General features: G+C 61.0%; 15 protein-coding genes. 3 read left to right on the plus strand and 12 right to left on the minus strand.

Annotation, left to right across the window (positions count from 1 at the left end; translation table 11 throughout):
* Positions 1-14: 14 nt before the first annotated feature.
* The 8 genes from VGN12_24795 to VGN12_24830 form a co-directional block, all read right to left on the minus strand.
* A complete protein-coding gene (locus tag VGN12_24795; protein HEY4312691.1) occupies positions 15-1,493 on the minus strand; it encodes an efflux RND transporter periplasmic adaptor subunit in 1,479 nt (492 codons plus the stop codon).
* 804 nt (positions 1,494-2,297) lie between these two features.
* Positions 2,298-3,743: a TolC family protein gene (locus VGN12_24800; protein HEY4312692.1), complete on the minus strand. Its 1,446-nt coding sequence runs from the start codon at positions 3,741-3,743 to the stop codon at positions 2,298-2,300.
* Between the two features lie 234 nt (positions 3,744-3,977).
* Entirely contained in the window at positions 3,978-5,621 is a 1,644-nt protein-coding gene (locus tag VGN12_24805; protein ID HEY4312693.1) for a TolC family protein, read from the minus strand.
* A gap of 256 nt (positions 5,622-5,877) precedes the next feature.
* Positions 5,878-6,222, minus strand: coding sequence for a helix-turn-helix transcriptional regulator (locus VGN12_24810; protein HEY4312694.1), 345 nt, complete (start codon positions 6,220-6,222; stop codon positions 5,878-5,880).
* Positions 6,223-6,288: 66 nt separating this feature from the next.
* Positions 6,289-7,818 (minus strand): hypothetical protein, encoded by a 1,530-nt coding sequence (locus VGN12_24815; protein HEY4312695.1) that lies wholly within the window; start codon positions 7,816-7,818, stop codon positions 6,289-6,291.
* 41 nt (positions 7,819-7,859) lie between these two features.
* Positions 7,860-10,919 (minus strand): PVC-type heme-binding CxxCH protein, encoded by a 3,060-nt coding sequence (locus VGN12_24820; protein HEY4312696.1) that lies wholly within the window; start codon positions 10,917-10,919, stop codon positions 7,860-7,862.
* 20 nt (positions 10,920-10,939) lie between these two features.
* A complete protein-coding gene (locus VGN12_24825; GenBank protein ID HEY4312697.1) occupies positions 10,940-12,328 on the minus strand; it encodes a Gfo/Idh/MocA family oxidoreductase in 1,389 nt (462 codons plus the stop codon).
* Between the two features lie 224 nt (positions 12,329-12,552).
* Positions 12,553-13,389, minus strand: coding sequence for a hypothetical protein (locus VGN12_24830; GenBank protein ID HEY4312698.1), 837 nt, complete (start codon positions 13,387-13,389; stop codon positions 12,553-12,555).
* A gap of 283 nt (positions 13,390-13,672) precedes the next feature.
* On the opposite strand from VGN12_24830, the gene VGN12_24835 reads away from it, so the two are divergent.
* Both VGN12_24835 and VGN12_24840 read left to right on the plus strand, forming a co-directional pair.
* Positions 13,673-15,217 carry a hypothetical protein gene (locus tag VGN12_24835; protein ID HEY4312699.1) on the plus strand — a complete coding sequence of 515 codons (1,545 nt, stop codon included), beginning with the start codon at positions 13,673-13,675 and terminating at the stop codon, positions 15,215-15,217.
* A 207-nt stretch (positions 15,218-15,424) separates the two neighbouring features.
* The gene (locus VGN12_24840) at positions 15,425-16,078 is read left to right on the plus strand and encodes a hypothetical protein (GenBank protein ID HEY4312700.1); all 654 of its coding nucleotides are present in this window, start codon (positions 15,425-15,427) and stop codon (positions 16,076-16,078) included.
* A gap of 44 nt (positions 16,079-16,122) precedes the next feature.
* Here the strand turns inward: VGN12_24840 and VGN12_24845 are convergent, their stop codons facing one another.
* The 4 genes from VGN12_24845 to VGN12_24860 all read right to left on the minus strand — a co-directional run bounded on the left by VGN12_24845 (position 16,123) and on the right by VGN12_24860 (position 19,623).
* Positions 16,123-17,175, minus strand: coding sequence for an ABC transporter substrate-binding protein (locus tag VGN12_24845; protein HEY4312701.1), 1,053 nt, complete (start codon positions 17,173-17,175; stop codon positions 16,123-16,125).
* A gap of 76 nt (positions 17,176-17,251) precedes the next feature.
* On the minus strand, positions 17,252-17,737 hold the full coding sequence (locus tag VGN12_24850) for a hypothetical protein (GenBank protein HEY4312702.1): 486 nt from the start codon (positions 17,735-17,737) through the stop codon (positions 17,252-17,254).
* A 16-nt stretch (positions 17,738-17,753) separates the two neighbouring features.
* A complete protein-coding gene (locus VGN12_24855) occupies positions 17,754-18,806 on the minus strand; it encodes a DUF1559 domain-containing protein (GenBank protein ID HEY4312703.1) in 1,053 nt (350 codons plus the stop codon).
* Positions 18,807-18,825: 19 nt separating this feature from the next.
* Positions 18,826-19,623 (minus strand): DNRLRE domain-containing protein, encoded by a 798-nt coding sequence (locus tag VGN12_24860; protein ID HEY4312704.1) that lies wholly within the window; start codon positions 19,621-19,623, stop codon positions 18,826-18,828.
* 263 nt (positions 19,624-19,886) lie between these two features.
* Between VGN12_24860 and VGN12_24865 the strand changes: the two genes are divergently transcribed.
* Complete coding sequence (locus VGN12_24865; GenBank protein ID HEY4312705.1) at positions 19,887-20,978, plus strand: substrate-binding domain-containing protein; 1,092 nt, start codon at positions 19,887-19,889, stop codon at positions 20,976-20,978.
* Positions 20,979-20,982 lie beyond the last annotated feature (4 nt).

Genomic DNA, 20,982 nt, shown 5'->3' on the forward strand with positions numbered 1-20,982 from the left:
TCTCATTGTGCAAGTTAGTGAGACTTCTGTGCCGCTGGCTGACTTGTGGCGACCCGGACGGGCCGGCCATCGCCGATCGTGCCGCGATAGTGAACTATGACATCGTCCGTGGGCTTGAGACCGTCGAGCACTTCCATTTGCAAACCGTCATCCTGCCCGATGTCGATCGGCACCAGGGCTGCTTTGCCGTCGCGCACAATGTAAACCTTGCCTTTCGCATCGGTGGTTTTCCCTACCAAAGCGCTCGCCGGAATCGTGAAAGCCTTCGACGGAGGTGCGAGCTGAATTGTCGCGCGACCGTACATTCCTTCGCGCAGCCAATCCTTGTCGTTGGGAAGGTCGATCTCAACCCGCATCGTTCGTGTCTGCGGGTTCTCCGAATCAGCAACTCGCGACACCTTGCCCGAGAAAAGCTTGCCAGGCAAGGCATCGATCTCGACGGTCGCCTCGTCGCCCACGTTCGTAAACGGCACATCGCGATCGGGAACTTGCACGACCACGCGAACCACGTCGGTGCGGGCCACGCTCAATAGAGGCGCCTCGCCCCCTTGGTCCGCGGCACGAATAAACGAGCCGGGATGAAATTTGCGCAGCGTAACCACGCCATCGTATGGCGACTCGATTCGCGTGTAGTCCAGCAGCACTTTTTGCTTGGCCAGCACGGCCTCGGCAACCTGCACGTCGGTTTCGGCGTGTTGCACATCCGCTTTCGCTTGTGCGATGCGCGCCGCAGCGGCGTCCGCTTCTGCCTTGGATTTTTCCACGGCGGCATGCGCTGCCATTTCGGCGGCACGAGCGGCTTCCGTCGCATCCTGCTTTTCATCGACCAACCGCTTGTCGATCGACTTGAGCGCGAAGAGTTCTTCCATACGGTGGAACTCTTTTTCGCGGTAGACTCGCTGCGCTGTCGATCGCACGACCTCGGCTTCCATTTGTTTGACGGTCGCCGTGGCGGCCGCTGCTTCGGCCTGACTGGTCAACACATGGGCGTGCATCTGGGCCACGACACTCTTCGCGCGCTCGAGCGAGGCAGCCGCCTCCTTCACGTCGCTTTCCAATTCCGGCACACTGATCACGGCCAGCACCTGGCCGCGCTTGACCCGATCGCCGATGTCAACGTTCTGCTCACCCAGGTATCCGGACGTCTTCGCATACAACTCCGCGTATTGAAACGCATGCACCGATCCTGGTTGGGTCGTTTTGCGTCCCAAGCCATGCAGCGCAGGTTTCACGACTTCGACGCTCACCGCATCGCCCGGCAGCTCTTCCGTGACTTGTTCCGAGGACGGCGCGGCTGCGGCACTCTTGTGCGCTGGATCGATGGCCTCGGGAGGTTTTCCATCGGCACGCCAGGCGAATAAAGCCACGGTCACGACGCACGCCAGCGAGACGCCCGCGATCAGCCAGGGATGGTGCGGCACCGCCACGATGAAACGCTGCACGACAGCGCTCGCTGATGATCGCTCGAAACGGACCGTACTTTCGGCGCGCATTTTACTCACGATCGTTCTCCGCGGTGGGCTCGTACGTCCCCGGAAAATCCAGAACCACTTCCTATGACACAGGTCGTCAATTGCACCTCGCTCGCGAGGTATTCGACGCGGATCAGTGCCGGCGCAACAGATTGCTTGCGCAGCCACAAGGAGCGCGAGCAATCACTGAAGCGTTTGAGAAAAGAATCAACAGCGCAGGGGTAACAGCCGCTGTGATCCGTCGCCTAGAGAGGCAGTTACGTGATCTGCGTGCGAGCGATGCTTCCATCCGCCGGAAAGAGATTTCAAGCGTGTTGGAACGCCCGAAATTGTCGCGAGATCCTTAGCCGAGGCAGCCGACCTGCGCGTCGAGCCTTTAGCTTGCTCGGCCAGGGCCGCCTGGGCGGCTAGTTCGGCCGCTGTTTCGGTGCGGCGGGCGCGCTTGGCACGGACGACCGCCCCTGCAGAATTCAGGGGCAGGGGTAGTCGGATCGACATTCCGCAGAGCGCGAAAAAAACGGCCACAGCGGTAATCCCTCGCACCAGCGAGCTGGCTCGAATACTCCGCATATGACCGCGCCTCGTTTGCCGATGTCCTAAAAACGCCGGTAAAAACCGTGTTAGAACTCCCAAAATTCCGGTCGCTAACGATTCCCTAACCACTCAAATCCTAGTTCCAAGCGTATCGCTGGTCAACGCAAGGCACGAAAACGCTTGGCGTTACGAGTCGGGCAGCAGTTCGCCCGCAACTGGCTTACAGCTTTGATAGGTTCCGCAAATGGGACCAATGTGCGTGTGACCCGGCGCCTGGATTCCGTTCACGGTTTACGGCTCCGCCACAGACGTTTGGGTCGTGTCCGGAACCTCTTGAGGCGGCGTCAGCGGGACAGCCACGATGGGGGGCCAGCCCAGTGCTACGAACAATCGAAATTCGGCTTGGTTATAGGCCACGGTGGCGCGAATCAAATCTTCGCGTGCGTTGACCAGCAAATCGATCAAATTCAAAGCTTCGATCGGCAGGCCTTCGCCACCGCGCGCGCGACGCACTTCTTCGATGAAGCCGATCTCGGCGGTCTGCAGTTGCAATATGGCGTAGTCCACTTCGCGACGGCGCGCCGCGGTGTCGGCCTGAGCTGCCGCCACTTCTTTCCGGATTTGATTGATCATCCGCACCCGATTCGCCGTGGTTTCGCCCACTTCGGCCCGACGCTGTCGCCAGCGGGCGACATTTCCCATGCCGGCGTTTTGCAAGGTCCACAGGGCCATCACATCAAAATCGTTTCGGCCCGAGAAGCTGCCATAAACAGGATCCACGAGCATACTACCGCCGCCGAACGTGCCACTGCTGAACCCCATCGACATCGTGGGCAGCAGCGGCCGCATGCGTTCTTGCCGATAGCGCACTTCGGCGCCGGCGACCTCGCTCGAACGCGCCCCCATTTCAGGGCGATAGCGCAATGCCGTTTCGACAAGATTTGACAATTCCTCGCGAGGATTAACGAGCGTCACGATCGCCAGCGGCCTGTCCGGGGCGCGTAGGGCCACCGCAGGGTTTAGTTGCAGCAATTTCGAGAGCCGGGCCGCGGCCACGGCGATGTCACCCTCGGCCGCCTGAACTCGGGCGCGCAGCAAAAGTGCCTCGCTGCGGGCTCGATTGGCGTCGGCCTCGCTCCCTTGCCCCGCTGCGGCAAACGCGAGCGTGGGACGGACGATGTCGGCCATATCGAATTCGGAATGGCGGAGGGCAGCGAACCAAGCCTCGGCGCCGACCAGTTCCAGGTACTGGGTGCTGACGTCCAACAAAATGGAATTGAACGTGGCGCGTACGTCAAACTGACTGGCCGCGACAAACTGCCGCGCGGCCAAAGGTTCGTAAACAACGTCTGCGACAGGTGCAAAGATACTCACCGCCGGAATGTTCACGGTACCGGCTGCTGCTACCGCCGCACCGCCTCCCACGTACAAAGATGACTGGCCGGGCACCCGAAGTATGTCGCCCGCTGATCCTTCCACCGCCCCATTGTGCGCGTGAATTGTCGTACCGGCGTTCAGACTCGGCACCGCGATCACACGGGCCTGCAGCAGGTTTGCCAGGCGTTCCTGCACCACCTGCCGCGTCCAGCCGATGGTCGGGTTCTGCCGCGCGGCCAGTTCCCAGGCTGCCCCCATATCGATCGGCATCACCTCAAGCGGTGTGGGCTGAGTCGACGGATATTCCTGCGGATTTCCTTGCGCGACGCGCGTCACGACCGGGCTAGGTAGACGAGTCACGACCGGCTTCGATTCTTGTGCCGAGGCAACCGCCAGCAGGCAACCGAATGAGACCAGCGCGCAGACGCCCCTCCGACACACCGCAAAATAGCGATGCACCATCGCAACCAGCGTTTGGGGGGATTGGCGCGACCTCAATTAATAGTCCCTGTTCGAAGGAGCATGCGAGGCACGTTACTCGAGTGAAGAATTCCCTGCGCGTGCAACGCGTCGAATGCGCCCACTTGACGACAGCTACGGCTGAGGGATTACATCCGCCCGAGGTTGTGGCTGCGCTGCACCCGGTGGCACGGGTTCCGCTTCCGGACCCGAGAGCGGTGGCCCGGGTCGAGCCAACATATCGGCGCGAGGTTGACCCAAAGCGACGTACAACCGCACCTGGGCTTCGTTGAAGTCCACGATGGAATTCAAATAATCGACGCGAGCTCGGGCCCACAATCGCAGGTTGTTTAATACCTCGATCGGCAGTCCCGCGTGATTGCGGGTTCGCAGCAGGTCCTCTTGAAAGCCGGCCTGGCCGGTACGCGTGGCCCGTTCGTTTGTGCCAATCTGCGCGTAACGGGCCATCGACAAGGCGTATGCTTCGGCCACATCGGCCCTTGCTTGATTCAAGACAATCAAGAATCGATAGTCGTTTTGTCCTAGTCGAGCCCGGGATGCATCGATCAACGCTTTATTGCCTATGCCGAGATTCTGCAAAGTCCAGTAGCCAATGACATCGAAGTCGTTGCGACCACTGAAGCTGCCGAAGCGAGGGTCTGTGGTGGTCTCGGCAACGATATTGCTGCCGCCGCCGAACGTGCCGGCGCTAAATCCCAAAAACACGTTAGGCGAGAAAGGCAACAGCCGTGACGCCTGCAGTGACAGGAAGGTCTCGCGAATGGCCGTCCGTCGCTGCGCCAAATCTGGTCGTTGCAGCATGGCCATCGCCACCAGTTCGTTTAACGGAATCGGATCCGGAACGAGGGGCGTGGGAACGACCCAACGATCCGTCACATGCAATCGCAACGAGGGATCGAGATTCAGAACCTGGCAGAGCCGGGCCGAGGCGACCAGGATTCTTCCCTCTGCCGCGAATACATCAACCTGTCGCTGCGCCAGCTCCGTAGCGGCTCGTTCGGCATCCGCCTGGCGCCCTTCACCGACCTTGGCGAAGGCTGCTGTAAGGTCGGCCACCTGCGCCGTGTCGTCGCGGATTTGCACATAAACGGCCCGCAATCCTTCGGCGCGCATCAACTCGTAGTAGGCCGTCCCCACGGCTCCGAGGACATCGTTGTTTGTCTGCCGATTGGCGAAATCTTGCTCGCGTACCACCTGCCGCGCAACGAGAATTCCGAAAATGGTGTTCGAGACATTGAGATTCCAAACAACGCCGGGAATGTTCACCGTCCCTGAACCGACCGCGTTGGCGCCGGCACCCACATACAGCGAGCTGCGACTGACGCGCAGAATGTCGCCCGCCGACTCCTGCAAGCTGCCGGAATGCGAATCGAAGTTCGAGCCAAGGTTCAGGTCGGGCAGCAACTGCGCCGCGGCCAACTGACGCAACGCCACGGCTTCGACAACGCGCTGCCGCGCCAGAAACAGATCCGGATTGCGCAGGCCGGCCAACCGAACAGCAACCGGAAGATCAATCGGAGCGAACTCCTCTGTCAGCAGTGAATTCTGTCGCCCAACGATCCCTTCGACGATCGCTGTGCCTTTCGGAGGGGCGATTGTCTCGCCCTCCGAAGCTTGGGCAGCGCCGACAAGGCGAACCACGGGCGTCGGCGTCACTCCCCACGCAGGCATCGGGGCTAGCCAACCGAGCACCGCGATCGCTACGGCCAATGATCGCGCGAGCCGGCTGCCATGCTGCGCCACACAAAAGCTTGGCATATGTGTCTTCGTAAACCTAGGAGTAATCAATCCTTTCATGCACATCGGATCGATCCGCATACCCTGGCCACGGCAGCCGTAATGGACGGAACAGTTACTACAACCGCTATCGATTCGAAGAGAATGCAGAGACTGCGATGACTTTCTCGTCGCTAGCATGTCAACCTGTCGCGGTAGAGCGACGACACGTCGGATGCTGAGGAAAAGAGGCGTCTGGCCAGATAGATTGCCAGCGCGGCGCGAGTCTGGAAGACGCTTACCGGCGCGAAGCAGCCGCGGCTTTGGGGCGGGGCCGTGCCGGAAGGGGTTCTTTCACCGGCATCGCCGTGGTGCCGCGCTTCGCGCGCACCGTGGCTCGCGGCGCATCCATGAAACCTGGTGGGCGGCGGCGCCCCTTGCTTTCCAGCTTCCATTCCAACAGGTCGGCCAGCTTGTCTACCGCCTTCAGCGTCAGGCCACGCTGCCCCGACATAAAGCGTGACAACGTGGCCTCGCTAATCCCCGTGCGCTTGGCGAGTTGATAGCGAGTCAGGCCGCAACCATTAATTGCACGGCGCAACTGCTCGCTGAAATTTCGCCTGCGGTATGTGCTTTTGGGCATACAGAGATCGTGGTTCATGCTTCCCATTTTGTCAAGCATGCCCACCGCCTACGAAAAGGTCACCTTTTAGTCCAATTCGGGCGGCAGCTTGCCGTAAGCCCACGGCTGGCCGGTGAACGCGGGCAACGCCGGCGGCTGCGGGATCGCCCCCGGCGCGAGCTGCGAGGTCAGATCGATCGCCGCGTCAGCGATTTTTCGCCCGGCGGCCGGCTCGAGATTCGTATAGCTGGTCAAGCGTGTCTCGTACCCGCCGCCGCGCGGGCCGAGCGCCTCTTCGGTCGGCACATACCCCACGCAATCATTGGCTAGTGACACGGGAAAGGTAAATGGAAATCGGCTGCCGGCTTTGATATCGAGCCCGTACTGGCAAAAGTATTCGGCCGGGCAGGATACAAACACGGCCGGTCCGACCTGAATTGCCTGCACTTCGACCGGGGCGATCGGCTCGCGCGCCAGACGCGCGTCGAGCAGTACGATCTCCTTAGCGAACGTCCACTCGGTCGTGTCGACTTTCTGCGGATCCCCGGCCAACACTTCGCGCGCTCGCGCCAGACGTTCCGGGCGCGGTTTGCGTCGCGGAATCTGCAGAGTGCGCGTCTCGCAATTAACCGGCACGAGCGCCCCGGCTCCTTGCTCCATCGCCAGCAAGACCTTCAGCGCCTCGGCCCCCACACGCCCGCCGACGAATCGCGCCGAGACCTCACCGAATTGCTTGATCGCGAACGGGCTGCGATTGTCGACCTGCGTCACATCGCCCGCCATGCCCGGCACGAACACGACGATCGCCTCGTCCCCCATCAGTCCGCGGATCGTTTTTTCGATGTAGTGAATGTAATCGGCCGAGATGCCGCCGGGACCGGTGGTTGCATGACAACAGAAGTTCACGATGCAGCCAAGAAGTTTTCCGTCGTCGCTCCAGGCTCCCAAAACTCCAACTTGCGGATCGATCGGGCCGGCCGGCTCGAGGATGTCGGGGTTTCCCTGACCCGGGTGCGTCATTGTCAGCCCACCGGCCATGCGAAAGCGTCGATTGAACGCAACTTTGTCCTCGATTCCCATGCCCACGCCGCATCGCGCCGGGACCTTACTGCTGTCGGCAGCAACCACGGCATCGATGAGAGCCTGTTCGACGCGCCGCAAGTATTCAGCGTTGGCCATCGACGACTTTTCATAGGCCAGCGTTTTCACTTGCTCCGAAGCCTGGTCGAACTCGCCCGGCAGGATCATCCCGGTTGGGCCAGCCGAGTGCGAATGAGATGCCGCGATCATTACCGCCTCGGGCGGGATGCCGCATTTTTCTTGAATCGCCTTGCGAGCCGCATCGACGTTCACACGCCGGATCAGCAAGGCGTCGATGCCAACGATCGCGACACGCTTCGCACTGTCGTCGAATACGCTAGCGCGTACCTTGCATGAATCGTGCTTCATGCGATGAAATGCTTTGCCGTATCCGCCCGGCTGCTCCATGCCAATGTCGGGCGTAATGTCTCGTTCGGCAAAACCAGCCTTGAACGGCGCTGCCTCGGCCGCGAATCCTATCGACGCCGTGCCGAACAAGTAGGCCCAGGCAATCACAACACATTTGGCTCGGCTCATGGCATTACACCTTCCTTCTGAACGTGGCTATCCGCTGTCGCTTATTGGGGACCGGCAATACCGCCCACCGTTGATGGTCCGCTCTCCCCCTTCAAATACGCGAGCAGGTCCGCCAGTTCCTGACGGTTCATTGCTTTCTCGAATTCCTGTGGCATCAGCGACAGCTTGCTCGCCAAAAGAATCTCGATATCGCTGCGGAGCACCGTCTCTTCCTTACCCAGTGGCTGGCGCAACGTAATGCTGACAGGCGTTTCACTGGCCAGCAATCCTGTCAGCGTGCGACCATCCTTGGTTTCGACCGTGTAGGCGGCGAAGCCTTGCGTGATTTCATGCTCGGGAACGACGATGTGCAACAGGATCGTTTCCTTCGGCTGATTGCGGATGCCAAACAGATCAGGGCCGACGGCAAAACCTTCGCGATCGAGGCGATGGCAGTTCGCGCAATGCTTCTTGAAAACCACGCGGCCATTGCCGACGTCCGGCGTCAGACTCAATGCGGCTTTGCAGTCGTCGTAGACGCGGCCACGATCGGTCGCAGTGTTAAGCCCGAACATTTTCGCCGCTCGCTCCCGAATGATCGGATCGCTGTGCTCGGTCAGTTGCTTACGGCGCAGCGAATCGACCGCCCCCGCCGGCACCGCCCCTGCTTCGATGGCCTGGAGCAGCCCGGGCAAATGCGATTTATTCGAGAACATCGTGGCCAGCACCTCTTCGCGCACTGCCGGCGAGTAAACGGCGAATCGGTCGGCCGACAGCAAGGCCGCGCTGATCGGCTCGTGTTGCATTCCCCCTAGCGCATGCACGGCCGCGGCCTGCATCTCGACGGGCTGCGCGGGATCAACAAGCGCGAGCAATGTGTCACCGACTTTGGGAAAATCCCAATGCCCCAATAACGCAATAGCTGTCTTGCGTGACGCGCTGTCGCTCGTCGTATCGGTCGCGACGACGACCGCGTCGTCAACGAGCGCCGTGAGTTGTTCGCGCAACCGTTTGCTGGTGGTATCGTCGTCACTCAACACACTCGTCAGAACCGAACTTGAGCCGCGACTGGCCGTTCGACTGCGGAGCGCGTCGGCCATGCCCGTAATTATTGCGGCTCGCTCGGTCGTCGTCCTTTTGGAATCTAGAATCTGCGCGAGCACCGCGGACCACGCCTCCACGGGTTGGCTGGCGCCGAGCAAACGGCCCAACTCTCCACATAACTGCTCGATATCCTGACCGTCCCCTGACTGTTCCGCCAACAATTCGTGGAGGAAGGCCCGTTCACGTCCCGCGATCGAACTAAACACGGCCGCCCTCAGCCAGCGGTCCTCCGCATCGCGCACTGCAAGATGCGCGAGTGCTGGAATCATCGTGGCATCGCCGGCGGCGCCCAGCGTCAGCGCCCACTGAAATCGCACGCGCGGGTCGGCATCTTCTGCAAGCGGCCGAATCGCGTCGACAAGCGCGTGGGAACCGACAAAACGTCCCTCGGCCAACTGCAAAGCTTGTTCGCGAACCGCCGGACTTTTGTCGGCTAACGCGTGAGTGATCGTTGCGTCGTCAAGCTTGTGGCGAGCTTCGAGCAACCTCAGCACGCGAATCAATCCAGCGTCCGAGAGCTTTTCGTCGGTCAACACTGGCAAAAGCATTGTCTGCCGCGTCGGATCCTCGGCGAGCAGCAATCGCTGCCCTAGATCACGTGCCCACGCACCGTCGGCCTTCAGCAAGTCAACAGCCGAGGCCCCGCCTTTTACCAAACGCAGCACTAATCGTTGTTTTTCACTCAAATCGCGTCGCGTCAGCCCGGCATCGACCACGCGCCAAATACGTCCCATGCCGCGGCCACTGTCGAAGTCGGTCCGTTTGCGGATTTCGGCCGGCAGGTAGTCGGGATGCTCGATCGTCTTGCGATACATGTCGCAGATGTACAGCGCCTCGTCCGGGCCGGATGTCAGAAACACGGGTCGGAACCAATTGTCGGTGCTCGCCAGAAACTCGCGACCCGCGAGTGCAGGCTGCGCCGTGAACGTGGCGCCGCGCGGCGTCAACTTGTCGAAATGCACCAGGTTACCGGTCGGATCGCAACTGAACGCGCCGCCGGCGTACAACGCAGGCAGGCTGCCATCGCGCCATACGAAGACCCCGCACGCGGCGGTGAACGTGCCCGCATGAGAATCGGCGGTGGTCACGTTCGCGCTAATTGGAAATAGCCGGGCGCCCTGGCCATGTCCGGCTAGTGGCTCGGGCGTGAGATCGGTCGGGCAATTCTCCACTGTTTCCGAAAACGCCAGATGCAGATTGCGGCGCAAGTAGCGTGAAGGCAGCACCACATGCTGTACCGGCACGCGGTTGTAACAAATGAATCGCCGGCCGGCGTCGTCAAAGCACAGGCCGTACTGCCCGCCACCATCGCACGATTCGTACTCGCTCAGGTCGGGTCGAAAGCGAAAGTCGCTGCGACCAAACTTGATCAGTGGTCGCACAGGATGAGCGGGGCAGGTAATGTTGCCGCCGGTGAGTCCGCTGGTCACATAGATCCAATTGTCGACGCCGAGCGTGGGATGGCTGACGCGCAGCTGCGTGCTTCCGGCGGTCGAGAATCCGGTGAACCAGACGTGACGCTGGTCCGCGCGGCCATCGCCATCGGTATCTCTTAAAAACAGAATCTCGGGAGCGCAGGTGACGATCACTCCGTCGCGCCACGGCATAACGCCATTGGGGAACGTCAGGTCGGTAGCAAAATCGGTACGCTGATCGAATCGCCCATCACCGTCGGTATCCGCGAGCCGGGCAATGCGCCCCAGCGGTGGCTCGCCCGCCGGGGGCCCGTTCGGATATCCGCGATTCTCGGCGACGTAAAGAAAGCCCTGCTCATCGAAGGCGATTGCCACAGGGCTATCGACCAGAGGCTCGGACGCCACCAGTTCGACGCGCAACTGCCCGGCAACTGCAAACGACTGTAGCGCCTGCGGGGGAGATAACGGTCCGTCGATCGGCGCCGGCTTTTGGGCCGTTCCGCCGCCAGCTACGGGTGTCGGGGCGCCGGTCGGCTCAGCGAGCGCCGTTCCGTTCAACACGACAACGATCGAAATCAGGAGCGCTAGCAGGACGACGCGCATCGGCGACTCGCTTGTACCGGCTACAGTGTCCAACCCGGGCGATAGTCGGAATGTACGAACGCATCAAGCTCGGGCGCGTTCGTGACTTTCATGTTCGCGCTGTCCCATTCCAGGCGTTTGCCCGGCGCACGTAGAGCCAGCACGCCGATCAGCACGATCTCGGTCAGAGGTCCGGCATAATCGAAATTCGAAACGGGACGCGGCCCCCCTTTGCACGCCAACAGCCACTCTTCATAATGTCCGGGCGATCGCTCGAACGTCTTCGGCACCTGCTTGGCAGCTTCGGCGAGCGAGACGGGCAGCACCTCGGGCATACCGCCGTGCGAGGAGTGAAACATCTTCCCCTTGCTGCCGACGTACAGCACGCCGTTATCAGGCAGACGTTTGCCGGCCGGCATCTCGGCGGGGGTCGGCGGCATCAGTCCTCCTTCGTACCACGTCATGCGCACCGGCGGCAGTTTCCCACGCGCCGGAAACTCGAAGTTGATGATCGCTGCGATCGGATACGTTTCGAAGTTCGGCTGGTTGTCGGCCAGCACCGATCCGTCGAGCGTCGTGCTGGCCTCGACCGTTGTCGGCGCGCCCAGGTTCAGTGCCCACACCGGATGATCGATGATGTGGCATCCCATGTCCCCGAGCGCACCAGTGCCGAAGTCGCGCCAGCCACGCCAGTTCGCCGGAGCGTAGGCCGGATGATACGGACGCTCTTGCGCGGGTCCGAGCCACAGGTTCCAGTTCAATGTCGGAGGAACAGGTGGAGTCTCGCTAGGGCGGCCAATTCCTTGCTTCCACAAACGCCCGGCGCGATCGGACCAGACGTGTACTTCGCGCACTTCGCCGATCAGGCCTGCCTGAATCCACTCGTTTGTCAGCCGAGAGCCCTCGCTGGCATGCCCTTGATTACCCATCTGCGTGGCAACGCCCGCCTGATGCGCGGCCTTGGTCAGCTCGCGGCATTCACGCAGAGTGTGCGTCAGCGGTTTCTGACAGTAGACGTGCTTGCCGGCGCGAATCGCGGCCATTGATGCCACCGCGTGAATATGGTCGGGCGTGCCGACCGTCACGGCATCGATGTTCTTCGCCTCCTTGTCGATCAACTCGCGGAAATCCTTATACCGCCGCGCCTGTGGGAAGGATTGAAAGATACCGGCCGCGCGCTGCTCATCGACGTCGCACAGCGCGACGATGTTGGCCCCGTTGCGGGCGTGCGTGGCAATGTCCCCTCCCCCCATGCCTCCCGCGCCGATGCCAGCCAGGTTTACACGTTCGCTGGGAGGCACAAACCCAGCCCCTCCCAATACATGTCGTGGAACGATCGTAAAGCCCAGGGCGACGCCGCTCGTGGCGGCCAGGAATTTGCGCCGCGATGGTTTTCCTACGGCAGGTGCTGGAGACGTGGAGTCTGACATCATTACTCCCTGAAGGGCGAGGACGATCGGTATGCGCTTTTCGCAGGCTGGCAGTGAACGGCATGGATAAACTGCCCGCGGGTCACGAGCTTACCATGCCGAACGGGCCCAGGCACGCAGGTAGAGACGACGAAGAACCGGCGCCCTTCGAGAGAGCAAAACGGCCCGATGATGGCGAAATCGTCCCGGACATGCCGGTCGGGAAACCGTCCGACGAAGTACGACTATTTCGCCGTGGCTTGCCGCCCCGCGGCGCGCAAACCTTCGACGAAGTGCCGCGCTTGCTGATAGTCGTTGGCCGAGTAGTCGCGCATATTCGCCTTCAACTCGCCCAGCAGCGTCTCGCACGATTTATTGAAGGCCAGATAGCTCTCGGCATCGGGCTTGGCGCCCGCCACTTGCGCACGATAGTGATTCTCCAGCTCGTCGCGCGTTTCAATGTAACGGGCGTCTTGCAGGATCACAGGCCAAGAAACGTTCCCGGTGGCAGGGTCGAACTGCGAGGATTCCGGCACGCGTGGCGCCGCGGCGTGCGCGATTTTCGCCGCGTCCTCGGTCGAGAGCCGACTGCGAGAGGCGTCGTTGGCGCGGTGCGCTTGCCGCATCTGGTAATAGTCACTGGTCCAGGTCACTCGATTATTGAAATCGGTGGATCGCGCCTGCAATTCATTCTGCGTGGCTTGCGAGTTCTGCAAGTTCGCGTAGCCCGAGGCGGCAATCACTCGCGACATGCCCATCTCGTTGGCTGACAATGCTGTTCCTGCCATGCCTCCGTAACCACTGCGACGACCATAATACCCGCGGTTATAGCCGTAATAAGGAGACGTATACCCGTATCCCCCCAAGGCCCAAGCATTCAAGCCGTACGGATAGAAGCCGCGGCGATAGAAGCCAACGAACTGGGCCGAGGCGGGAAGCACATCCGCGGCAAAGACGACAATCGCAATGCCAACGACCAGCAGCCGATTGAGCCATCGGATCCTCGCGTGGCTACGCGGTCCGACGGTAACCCGCGGTGCGTTGCACGACGTCTTCAGAAACGAACCCGGTTCGTGCGACATACTGATTTCCCTTTTCTGCGTCGGGCGCTTTTGTGATGCGCCAAATCGAGCATAATGAGGCGGGAATTTAGGTGTACGTCTTTTCGTGGCGAGGGGCGTTGCGCTTCACTATATCGGGCCTTCGAGAGGCAAATCCCTTATAGCTCGCAACGCGAGACCTTCTGTTCATGCTAACGTTCCGTACGCGGACAAGCGAAGAAATCCCTTGCACCTGACAAAATCTTCAGCAACGATCGGTTTTTCTGACTGATGCCCTGTTGCCTATCCGCCTGACGACGCACGCATGGCCCGTTCGAAAAAGACCTACGCTCCCGGCCCAAGGTCCAAGGTCGCGGCGCCGCCGGCCGACTTGGCCGTCGCCAGTCGTTGCGGGCAGGTATCGGCTTCGTCCCTTTCGCGTCCCGTGCTGCTCGGGATCATCCTCTGCATTTGGCTGGCAGCTTTCTTACGCATTTGGGGGGCGATGGACGAATTCTGGATGGACGAGATCTGGTCGTTGCTCCTCTTCGCAGGCCGAGCCAATTCGCCCCTCGATATCATGACGGCGCACCACGACAACAATCATTACCTGGTTACGTTGTGGATGTATCTGCTGGGTCAGAACCAGTCGAATTGGACGCTGTACCGCATTCCGTCGCTCGTGGCCGGTATTGGCACGATCATCCTGGCAGCGCGGTTTTCCTTCCGCTGGGGGTCCGTCGCCACGGTTGCCGCAACCGTGCTGACGAGTGCCTCTTACGTGCTGATCTGCTTTGCCTCGGAAGCGCGTGGCTACGCACTGGCGGGTTTTTTCGCGCTTGCTGCGCTCTTGGCGCTCGATCGCTTCCTGACAACCCGCTCGGTCGTGGCGAACATACTGTTCGCGGCCACAACCATTCTGGGAACGCTGTCGCACCTGACGTTCGTGGAAGTCTATTTCGCGCTTTGTACCTGGTCGTGCGCGGTGTGCTGGCAGCAATCCAAGACGCGAGCCAAGGCTTTGCGACAACTAGTCGGGCTGCATGCCGTGCCGATCGTGGCCATGGCAGTCTTGTACATCATTGATATACGCGCCATGAAAATTGGCGGCGGCGACACGCGAACCATCGAGGATGTCGTCATCAGCACGTTAGCGCTGACGGCCGGCGCCTTGACCACCAACATGTTCCTTCAGCTATCCCTGGGTGGACTGGTGTTCGTGGCTGCGATTGTCGCGATTGTGCTCTTGGCCCGAGCGGGTTCGACGTTATGGCTCTTTTTCGCCAGCGGCATCTTCTTCGCGCCGATGTTGCTGCTGACCTTGCATCCGCCCGAGCTGATCTATGAGCGTTATTTCTATGTGAATCTGGTCTTGCTGCTGGTTCTTCTCAGTTATTTGTTCAGCCGTTTGTGGGAGCTACGACCGGCGGGGCCAATTGCCGTCGTCGCGGCCTTGGCTCTGTTCGTCGCAGCCAATGGATGGCAGACGTTCGACTTCCTGCGCGTGGGGCGAGGCCATTTCCGCGAGGCACTCGAGCTGATGCTCGAATCGGATCCGGACCAAAAGGAAATTCACATCGCCAACGACGGCCACCGTTCGCGACCGGTCCTGTACACGCAGTTTTACGGACGCTACGTGGCCGGACATACGTTCGTCTTCGACGACCTTGGGCCACGCTTGAAGAAATTCCCCGAGTGGATGATCATTGCCACCGGCGAGCAACCCTATAGTGATTCCCGCGATCTCAGGTTCGAAGGGGGAAACGGCTACTACCGCATACAGCAAGTATTTCCGTATGCTGGAATTTCAGGCTTTACGATCGCGGTCTATCGTTGGCAAGACGAGGCCAACGCCCGGCCCGGCCCATAAGATTGCACGGTTGCCGCCACCGGTGCGTGCCGATGGCGGATTGAACATCCTATCCCGTTACGCGGCGACTTTCGTCGAAAACGTACACCTTGCTGCTTGCGGGCGACTGCCGCCCCGCGTTTCTAGCATTGTGCCGCACTCGAACTTGACGCACACTTAGAATGCTGGCGAGCGCCTCATACGAAATTCTCGACTGGCCCCCTCGGCATGTCAGATATCATTCTTATCGGCTTGGGCCGACAGACGAAGTCGATCATTTCCGCTGGGCGACTAGCGGGTCTGAGAGTACGCGCCATCTATGACAACAACACGGCGCAGTGGGGACAACTCGTGGCCGGCGTGCCGGTTGTTGGTTCGTTGGCACTCGCTTCGAGTTCCCGCCTGCCGGCGGTGCTTGGATTCGACGAACCGCGACTACGAAAAGATTCTGCCCAGCGGCTGGATGTGCGCTGGATCTCGGTGATTCATCCGCGGGCGTTCCTCGATCCCTCAGCCAAGGTCGGCGCCGGCACGATCGTGTTCGAAGGAGTCGTGGCGCAGGCCGATGTCGATCTGCGGCAGCATGTCGTCGTGTCTGCCAACGTGACAATCTCTCACGATTCAGTGGTCGAAGATTTCGCGCAGCTCTCGCCGGGGGTCGTGTTGGCTGGCACCGTGCGCATTGGGCAAGGCGCCCGCCTGGAGCCCGGCGCCCTGGTGATTCCGAATATCCACGTCGGCGCTTGGGCCACGGTCGGACCGCGCGCCGTCGTTATTCGCGATGTGCCTGAAAATGCGCATGTCGAGGGTATGCCCGCAATACGCGTCGAGGAGGCAGGGTCCGTGGCCGGTTGCCCATTAAGCCCCGAGCCGGCGCGCTAAAGGCGTCCGCCGTGACGCCGGCCATGCGCGGGAAAGAATCTCGCTTACTTGTCCGGACGCACTGTCGATTCGGCCACGGCGTCGGCGAACTCAGGTGCGACGAACTCGTTCAGATCCAGGCCCGATAGATCGGGCGGTTGCCGGCTGGCCGGAAATAGCTCAAGCGCTGCCTGAAAACCTTTGGAGCTGACACGCGGCGAGGTGGGGATCGCCGTCTGATAGACTTCGACCACTTTTTCCACGTGTCGACGTTCCATATCTGGGAACTCGCGCAGGATCGCCGCGACCGCGGCCGGACGGTCGCCATGAATCAACGTCTCCGCACGGGCAATCGCCCGCACCAAGCCCGTGACGGTTTCTCGTTTCTCGGCCACCATCCTTTGCGACACCACCAGCGCGTGAATCTGACGCACGGCCAGCTTCGGCACTTCCCCGTTGGACTGATTCACCACCATGATCGCGTCCTGGTCCACGAGCGCCTTTTCCAGGTAAGGAGTGTGAGCGTAGAGCGCGTCGACGCGCCCGTCGCCGAAGGCCTCGTTCTGTTCCTGGCCGCGATAGATCACCATCTTGATCACCTGATCGGCGTCCAATCCGACGCTGCGGAACAGGGCACGCAATCGGGTCGGAGGGTTCGGCGCGACACCGATTCGCAACCCAGCTAGTCCCGTCAGTCGATCCTTCAACGAGGCATTCAGATCCAGCTTGCGCTCTTCCACGATGCTGCGGCGCACAACGAGATTGATCGCATCATTCTCCAGCAGGTTCGCCACCAGCACCCAGGGAAACTTCTTCGCGATCAGTTCCAGATACATCGGCGGAGGCAACACCGCGCAATCGGCCTCGCCGGCCAGTACCATGCGCTGCGCTTGATTCGGCTGCTCGGGCACAAGTAGCCGCAGCTCGACTCCTTCGTCGGCGAAATAGCCCGCCCCCTTGGCGACCCAAAAGCTCATGAATTGCAAATTGTCCCGATCGGGAACGATGATCGGCAACTCCGCGGCAGCGCCAGCCCCCGCCAGACAACCGAACAGGACCACGGCCGGCAAAATGTATTTTAAGGCTCGTGCTTGAGCAAAATCTTGAAGCGTGTTCATGATGCGAGCGTGTCCGATGGAAAGTGCGACGGTTTTTCGTTAGGCAGTGCCTGCGCGCGTTCTTAGAAGGCACTCTCTATTTAGCAGCGTGGGGAACGTCGAGATCGATCTCCTGCGGGCCGGCCACGACGCGCCGTTCGAGCGGCGTCGTGGTCACGGCTGAATACTCCTTCGTTAATCGCGACGTGGGCGTGGGATTGCTTGCCGTGGGAGGCCTCTCGCTCCGCTCGACCGCGTAGACGTTCATATCTTCGAGCGTTACACGGTGTCGTCCCACGACTGCGCCCGCGCGATTCTGTTCCGACCGTAATGTATAGCGACCATCGTCCTCCGTCACGCCGACCGAACGTGGCGCAACGTGGTCGGCGGTCGACTCGGGAGTAAAGACGACGAGCACATTGGCCGCCGGTTCGCCGCGGATCCGCAGCCGGCCGTTCACCGGAGCAAACTCGTCAGCGGGACGGCATCCTGCCGTCGCGAGAGTCAACACCGCGAACAGCACGTAAGCGCAATGCCATCTTGTGCGATGATCGTCGCAGAACGTAGCAAAGCCCCTCGTCACGGCGTTGTTAGCCTCGTCAATTGTCGCCCGTTACCTCGCCCCCGGCGCGCGTGGAGAGGCTTTGCAAGGTTACGAGTGGGATTCGATCCGCGACGAAGCGCACCGAGCCATCAGCGAACGCCAGGTTTGCTCCGCCTGGATGATTGCTTCCCCATGCGCAGATGCGCGAGTCGAAGTAGTACTGAAAAACGTTTGGATCCGTGGCGGGCGGAACGGCCGTGGCCCGGCCATTGAAATCGAACGGCAGACGATAGTTCAGCGGCGCGTACGAGCTCATCGTTACATGACCCGCTGCTTTGCGTCCCGCCGAGACGGCCCACCAACCCCATTGCGACAGCCGGTCGACCCAGCCCGCCTCGCCGAACGATTCGAAATTCGGATCCGTGTGGCTGCGCTCCCCCATCAATATCGTGGCGTTCGTTCCATCAATGATGTCGGCGATGCGCACTTGCCGTTGATGCAGCACCGGCTCCGAAGCAGGGCCTGTGGAGAAGAAAATGCCATCGACCGTGGCGTATGGCAAAAAATACGATCGTGTCCCGCCATTGCCGCCGTAACTGGTCAACGCCTGATACCATCCCTGGCTGCTAAGGATGGGATTATCAGGAATTATATCGGAGGGACATACGAACGTATTGATGACGGCCGCCGTTTGCGCGGCGGCGCCGCCGGTGGTGTTCAACAGCGGATCGGCCAGTTGCCACTGCAGGGCACGCGACGTCTCTTCCAGATGCGGCAGCAGGTACGTAAACAACGAAAAGCAGCGGTAAACCGGCGGAAGGTTGAACTCCGACTGGTCGACGCCTGACGGAAACATCGCCTGAAAATCGTGATAGATGTGCGCGCCTAGCGCCAGTTGTCTGAGCTGATGCTGACACTGGACGCGGCGCGCGCTTTCCCGGGCAGCTTGGACGGCCGGGAGCAACACCGCCACCAGCAGCCCGATGATCGCGACGACCACCAACAGCTCGATAATCGTGAAACCTGCGCAACGCGAACGACGAAGTTGCGGGGCGCGCCTCGGCACCGAGCTGGACTTCCCCGCGATCGCGGCGCGTCGATTTGGCATCGCGCGGCCCTTTGCGTCGTTACAGTGCGCGCCGTTTGGCGACCACGAGCATTGAGAGCAACCCCATCGCGGCCAGCGCAACGCTTGTTGGTTCCGGAACGGTGTAGTTGATGATCAGTTGCGGAGAATTGGCCGATTCGCTGCTGTTAAGCCGCTTGGCGGTTTGCCCCGTCGATTCGTTGCCGAGGATGGCCCAACCGAAGTTGCTGGTCGGACTGTTCAACCAGCTCTGCACGTCGGCGATCAATTGCGTGCTGGAAAACGAAATCACGTTTCCGGACTGTCCTCCGGGCGCTAGCGCCGTGGCCGAGGCCGTCGAGCTGAAGGAGCCGCCGGGGGTCGTCCAGGTCGGACTCGTCGAAGGAGTTGTCGCATTGTAGAAGGTGTACAACCAGGTTGCGTCATTTTGCGTCGCGGGCGCACCCACACCGCCATTGAAGTCCGAAGTGCCCTGCCCCCAGTTTTGCGATACGTCATTCAGCGACAAGGTTTGATCGCCGTTATTGGTCATCACGTTTGTGATCTTGAACGAAACGCCCGTGATCACCGCGCCGGCGGGAATGCTGCTGCCGGCGACGTTGAAGTGTACCAACCCACGGCGGATACTCGTTACGGCTGGCCCGCTGCCATCTTGATTCGTACGTCCGACGAAAATATCTCCCAGGCCATTACTGAGCTGCGCACTCGGATCGGTCGCCTGGATGATCGTATTATCCTTATCCGGCGTGAGCGTGATCGAAGCGGCCCAGGTGGCGATTCCTTGGGAAAAAACCAGGAACAACGTCATGATCGGTGCGGCGGTTTTGAGCGTCTTCATAAATTTCGTCTCATCAAGGTGCATAAATAGGGACACCCAAGCGCGGGCGGGATAGTGTTTAGAGTCGCTCCAGCGCCAATGGCACTGGGTACGAAAGAAGGCGACAAGGCAAAAAGCCGATGGTCGCTGCTAGGGAGCTAAGAGATCACAGGCGTCTCTCGGTGGCGGGCGGTTAGCACTCACGAGCGGAGTGACGGACCTTATATACTTGTCATTCCTCGATCGACCGGATAGTGTCAACTTTCGACAGGATCATGTCAAGCATGGAAAACTTGAAGAATCGCCTGAAAACTGCCCGGCTCGCGCGGGGCTGGTCGCAAGACGAGTTGGCCCGCGCGAGCGGCGTGTCGCGCAGCGGCATTAGCGCCATTGAGATCGAGCGACTGGTCCCTTCGGCGGCAGCGGCCTTGCGACTGGCGAAGGTCTTCGATTGCCGGGTCGAAGATCTGTTCAGCCTCGACGACGACGGTCCGTCCGCTCCCGCCTGGGCCACATCTCCGCAAGGGGCATGCCGTTATTGGCAGGCCGAGGTCGATGGCCGGCTGCTGGCCTATCCGGCTGACACGTTCGGAGATATCACCACGGCCCACGATGGAATGTTCGACGGAACATCCATGCACCCGGCCGAGCAATTCGCGGCCGAGCGAACTCTGGTCATGGCTTGCTGCGATCCGGCGGTGGGGCTGTTGGCCGAGGAGCTGGCACGGCACGCGAACGTTCGTCTGCTCATTCTGTCGCGCTCCAGCAGTCAGGCACTGGAACTTTTGCGGAATCGCCAGGTACACGTGGCGGGAGTGCATCTGTCGCATGCCGCTGAAGACGGCAATGCCACAGCTATTGAAGAGACACTTGGCCGCACCGCGCAGTACAAGTTGCTGCGCGCCGCGCGCTGGGAGGAGGGGCTCGCGATCACGCCCGACCGTCGCATGAATTCAATCCGATCCGTGCTGGCGGCGCGGCTGCGCTGGATTGGCCGCGAGGCCGGCAGCGGCGCTCACCAATGTCTCACCGAAATCCGCCGCGACCGAACACCCCCCAAGCACAATGCGCATAGTCATCGTGGCGTGGCCGAGACGATCCGCTCGGGCCTGGCCGACGTAGGTGTTTGTTTGCGGCTGGTCAGCGAACAAGCAGGACTCAACTTCTTAAGCGTCCGTGAAGAAGCGTACGACCTTTGTTTCGCGGCCGACCAAATGCACGATCCGCGCATCGCGGCACTCGTCGAAGCCATCCGCTCGCCGGGATATCGAAAACTCTTGAGCGAATTGCCCGGCTATTCGGCCGTCGACGCCGGCGGCTTGCAGAGTGTCGGGGCGACCTCGACCGAGAGACCATTCTCCTCGTCGAATTCGTAGGCCA

The organism is Pirellulales bacterium (assembly GCA_036499395.1).
In the GTDB taxonomy this organism is placed as follows: Bacteria; Planctomycetota; Planctomycetia; order Pirellulales; family JACPPG01; genus JACPPG01.

What these genes read in the sequence shown, in the direction of transcription:
- VGN12_24795 (HEY4312691.1), bottom strand. Translation starts at nt 1,493, where the DNA reads ATGCGCGCCGAAAGTACGGTCCGTTTCGAGCGATCATCAGCGAGCGCT.
- VGN12_24805 (HEY4312693.1), bottom strand. Translation starts at nt 5,621, where the DNA reads ATGCCAAGCTTTTGTGTGGCGCAGCATGGCAGCCGGCTCGCGCGATCA.
- VGN12_24810 (HEY4312694.1), bottom strand. Translation starts at nt 6,222, where the DNA reads ATGCCCAAAAGCACATACCGCAGGCGAAATTTCAGCGAGCAGTTGCGC.
- VGN12_24815 (HEY4312695.1), bottom strand. Translation starts at nt 7,818, where the DNA reads ATGAGCCGAGCCAAATGTGTTGTGATTGCCTGGGCCTACTTGTTCGGC.
- VGN12_24820 (HEY4312696.1), bottom strand. Translation starts at nt 10,919, where the DNA reads ATGCGCGTCGTCCTGCTAGCGCTCCTGATTTCGATCGTTGTCGTGTTG.
- VGN12_24825 (HEY4312697.1), bottom strand. Translation starts at nt 12,328, where the DNA reads ATGTCAGACTCCACGTCTCCAGCACCTGCCGTAGGAAAACCATCGCGG.
- VGN12_24830 (HEY4312698.1), bottom strand. Translation starts at nt 13,389, where the DNA reads ATGTCGCACGAACCGGGTTCGTTTCTGAAGACGTCGTGCAACGCACCG.
- VGN12_24835 (HEY4312699.1), top strand. Translation starts at nt 13,673, where the DNA reads ATGGCCCGTTCGAAAAAGACCTACGCTCCCGGCCCAAGGTCCAAGGTC.
- VGN12_24840 (HEY4312700.1), top strand. Translation starts at nt 15,425, where the DNA reads ATGTCAGATATCATTCTTATCGGCTTGGGCCGACAGACGAAGTCGATC.
- VGN12_24845 (HEY4312701.1), bottom strand. Translation starts at nt 17,175, where the DNA reads ATGAACACGCTTCAAGATTTTGCTCAAGCACGAGCCTTAAAATACATT.
- VGN12_24855 (HEY4312703.1), bottom strand. Translation starts at nt 18,806, where the DNA reads ATGCCAAATCGACGCGCCGCGATCGCGGGGAAGTCCAGCTCGGTGCCG.
- VGN12_24860 (HEY4312704.1), bottom strand. Translation starts at nt 19,623, where the DNA reads ATGAAGACGCTCAAAACCGCCGCACCGATCATGACGTTGTTCCTGGTT.
- VGN12_24865 (HEY4312705.1), top strand. Translation starts at nt 19,887, where the DNA reads ATGGAAAACTTGAAGAATCGCCTGAAAACTGCCCGGCTCGCGCGGGGC.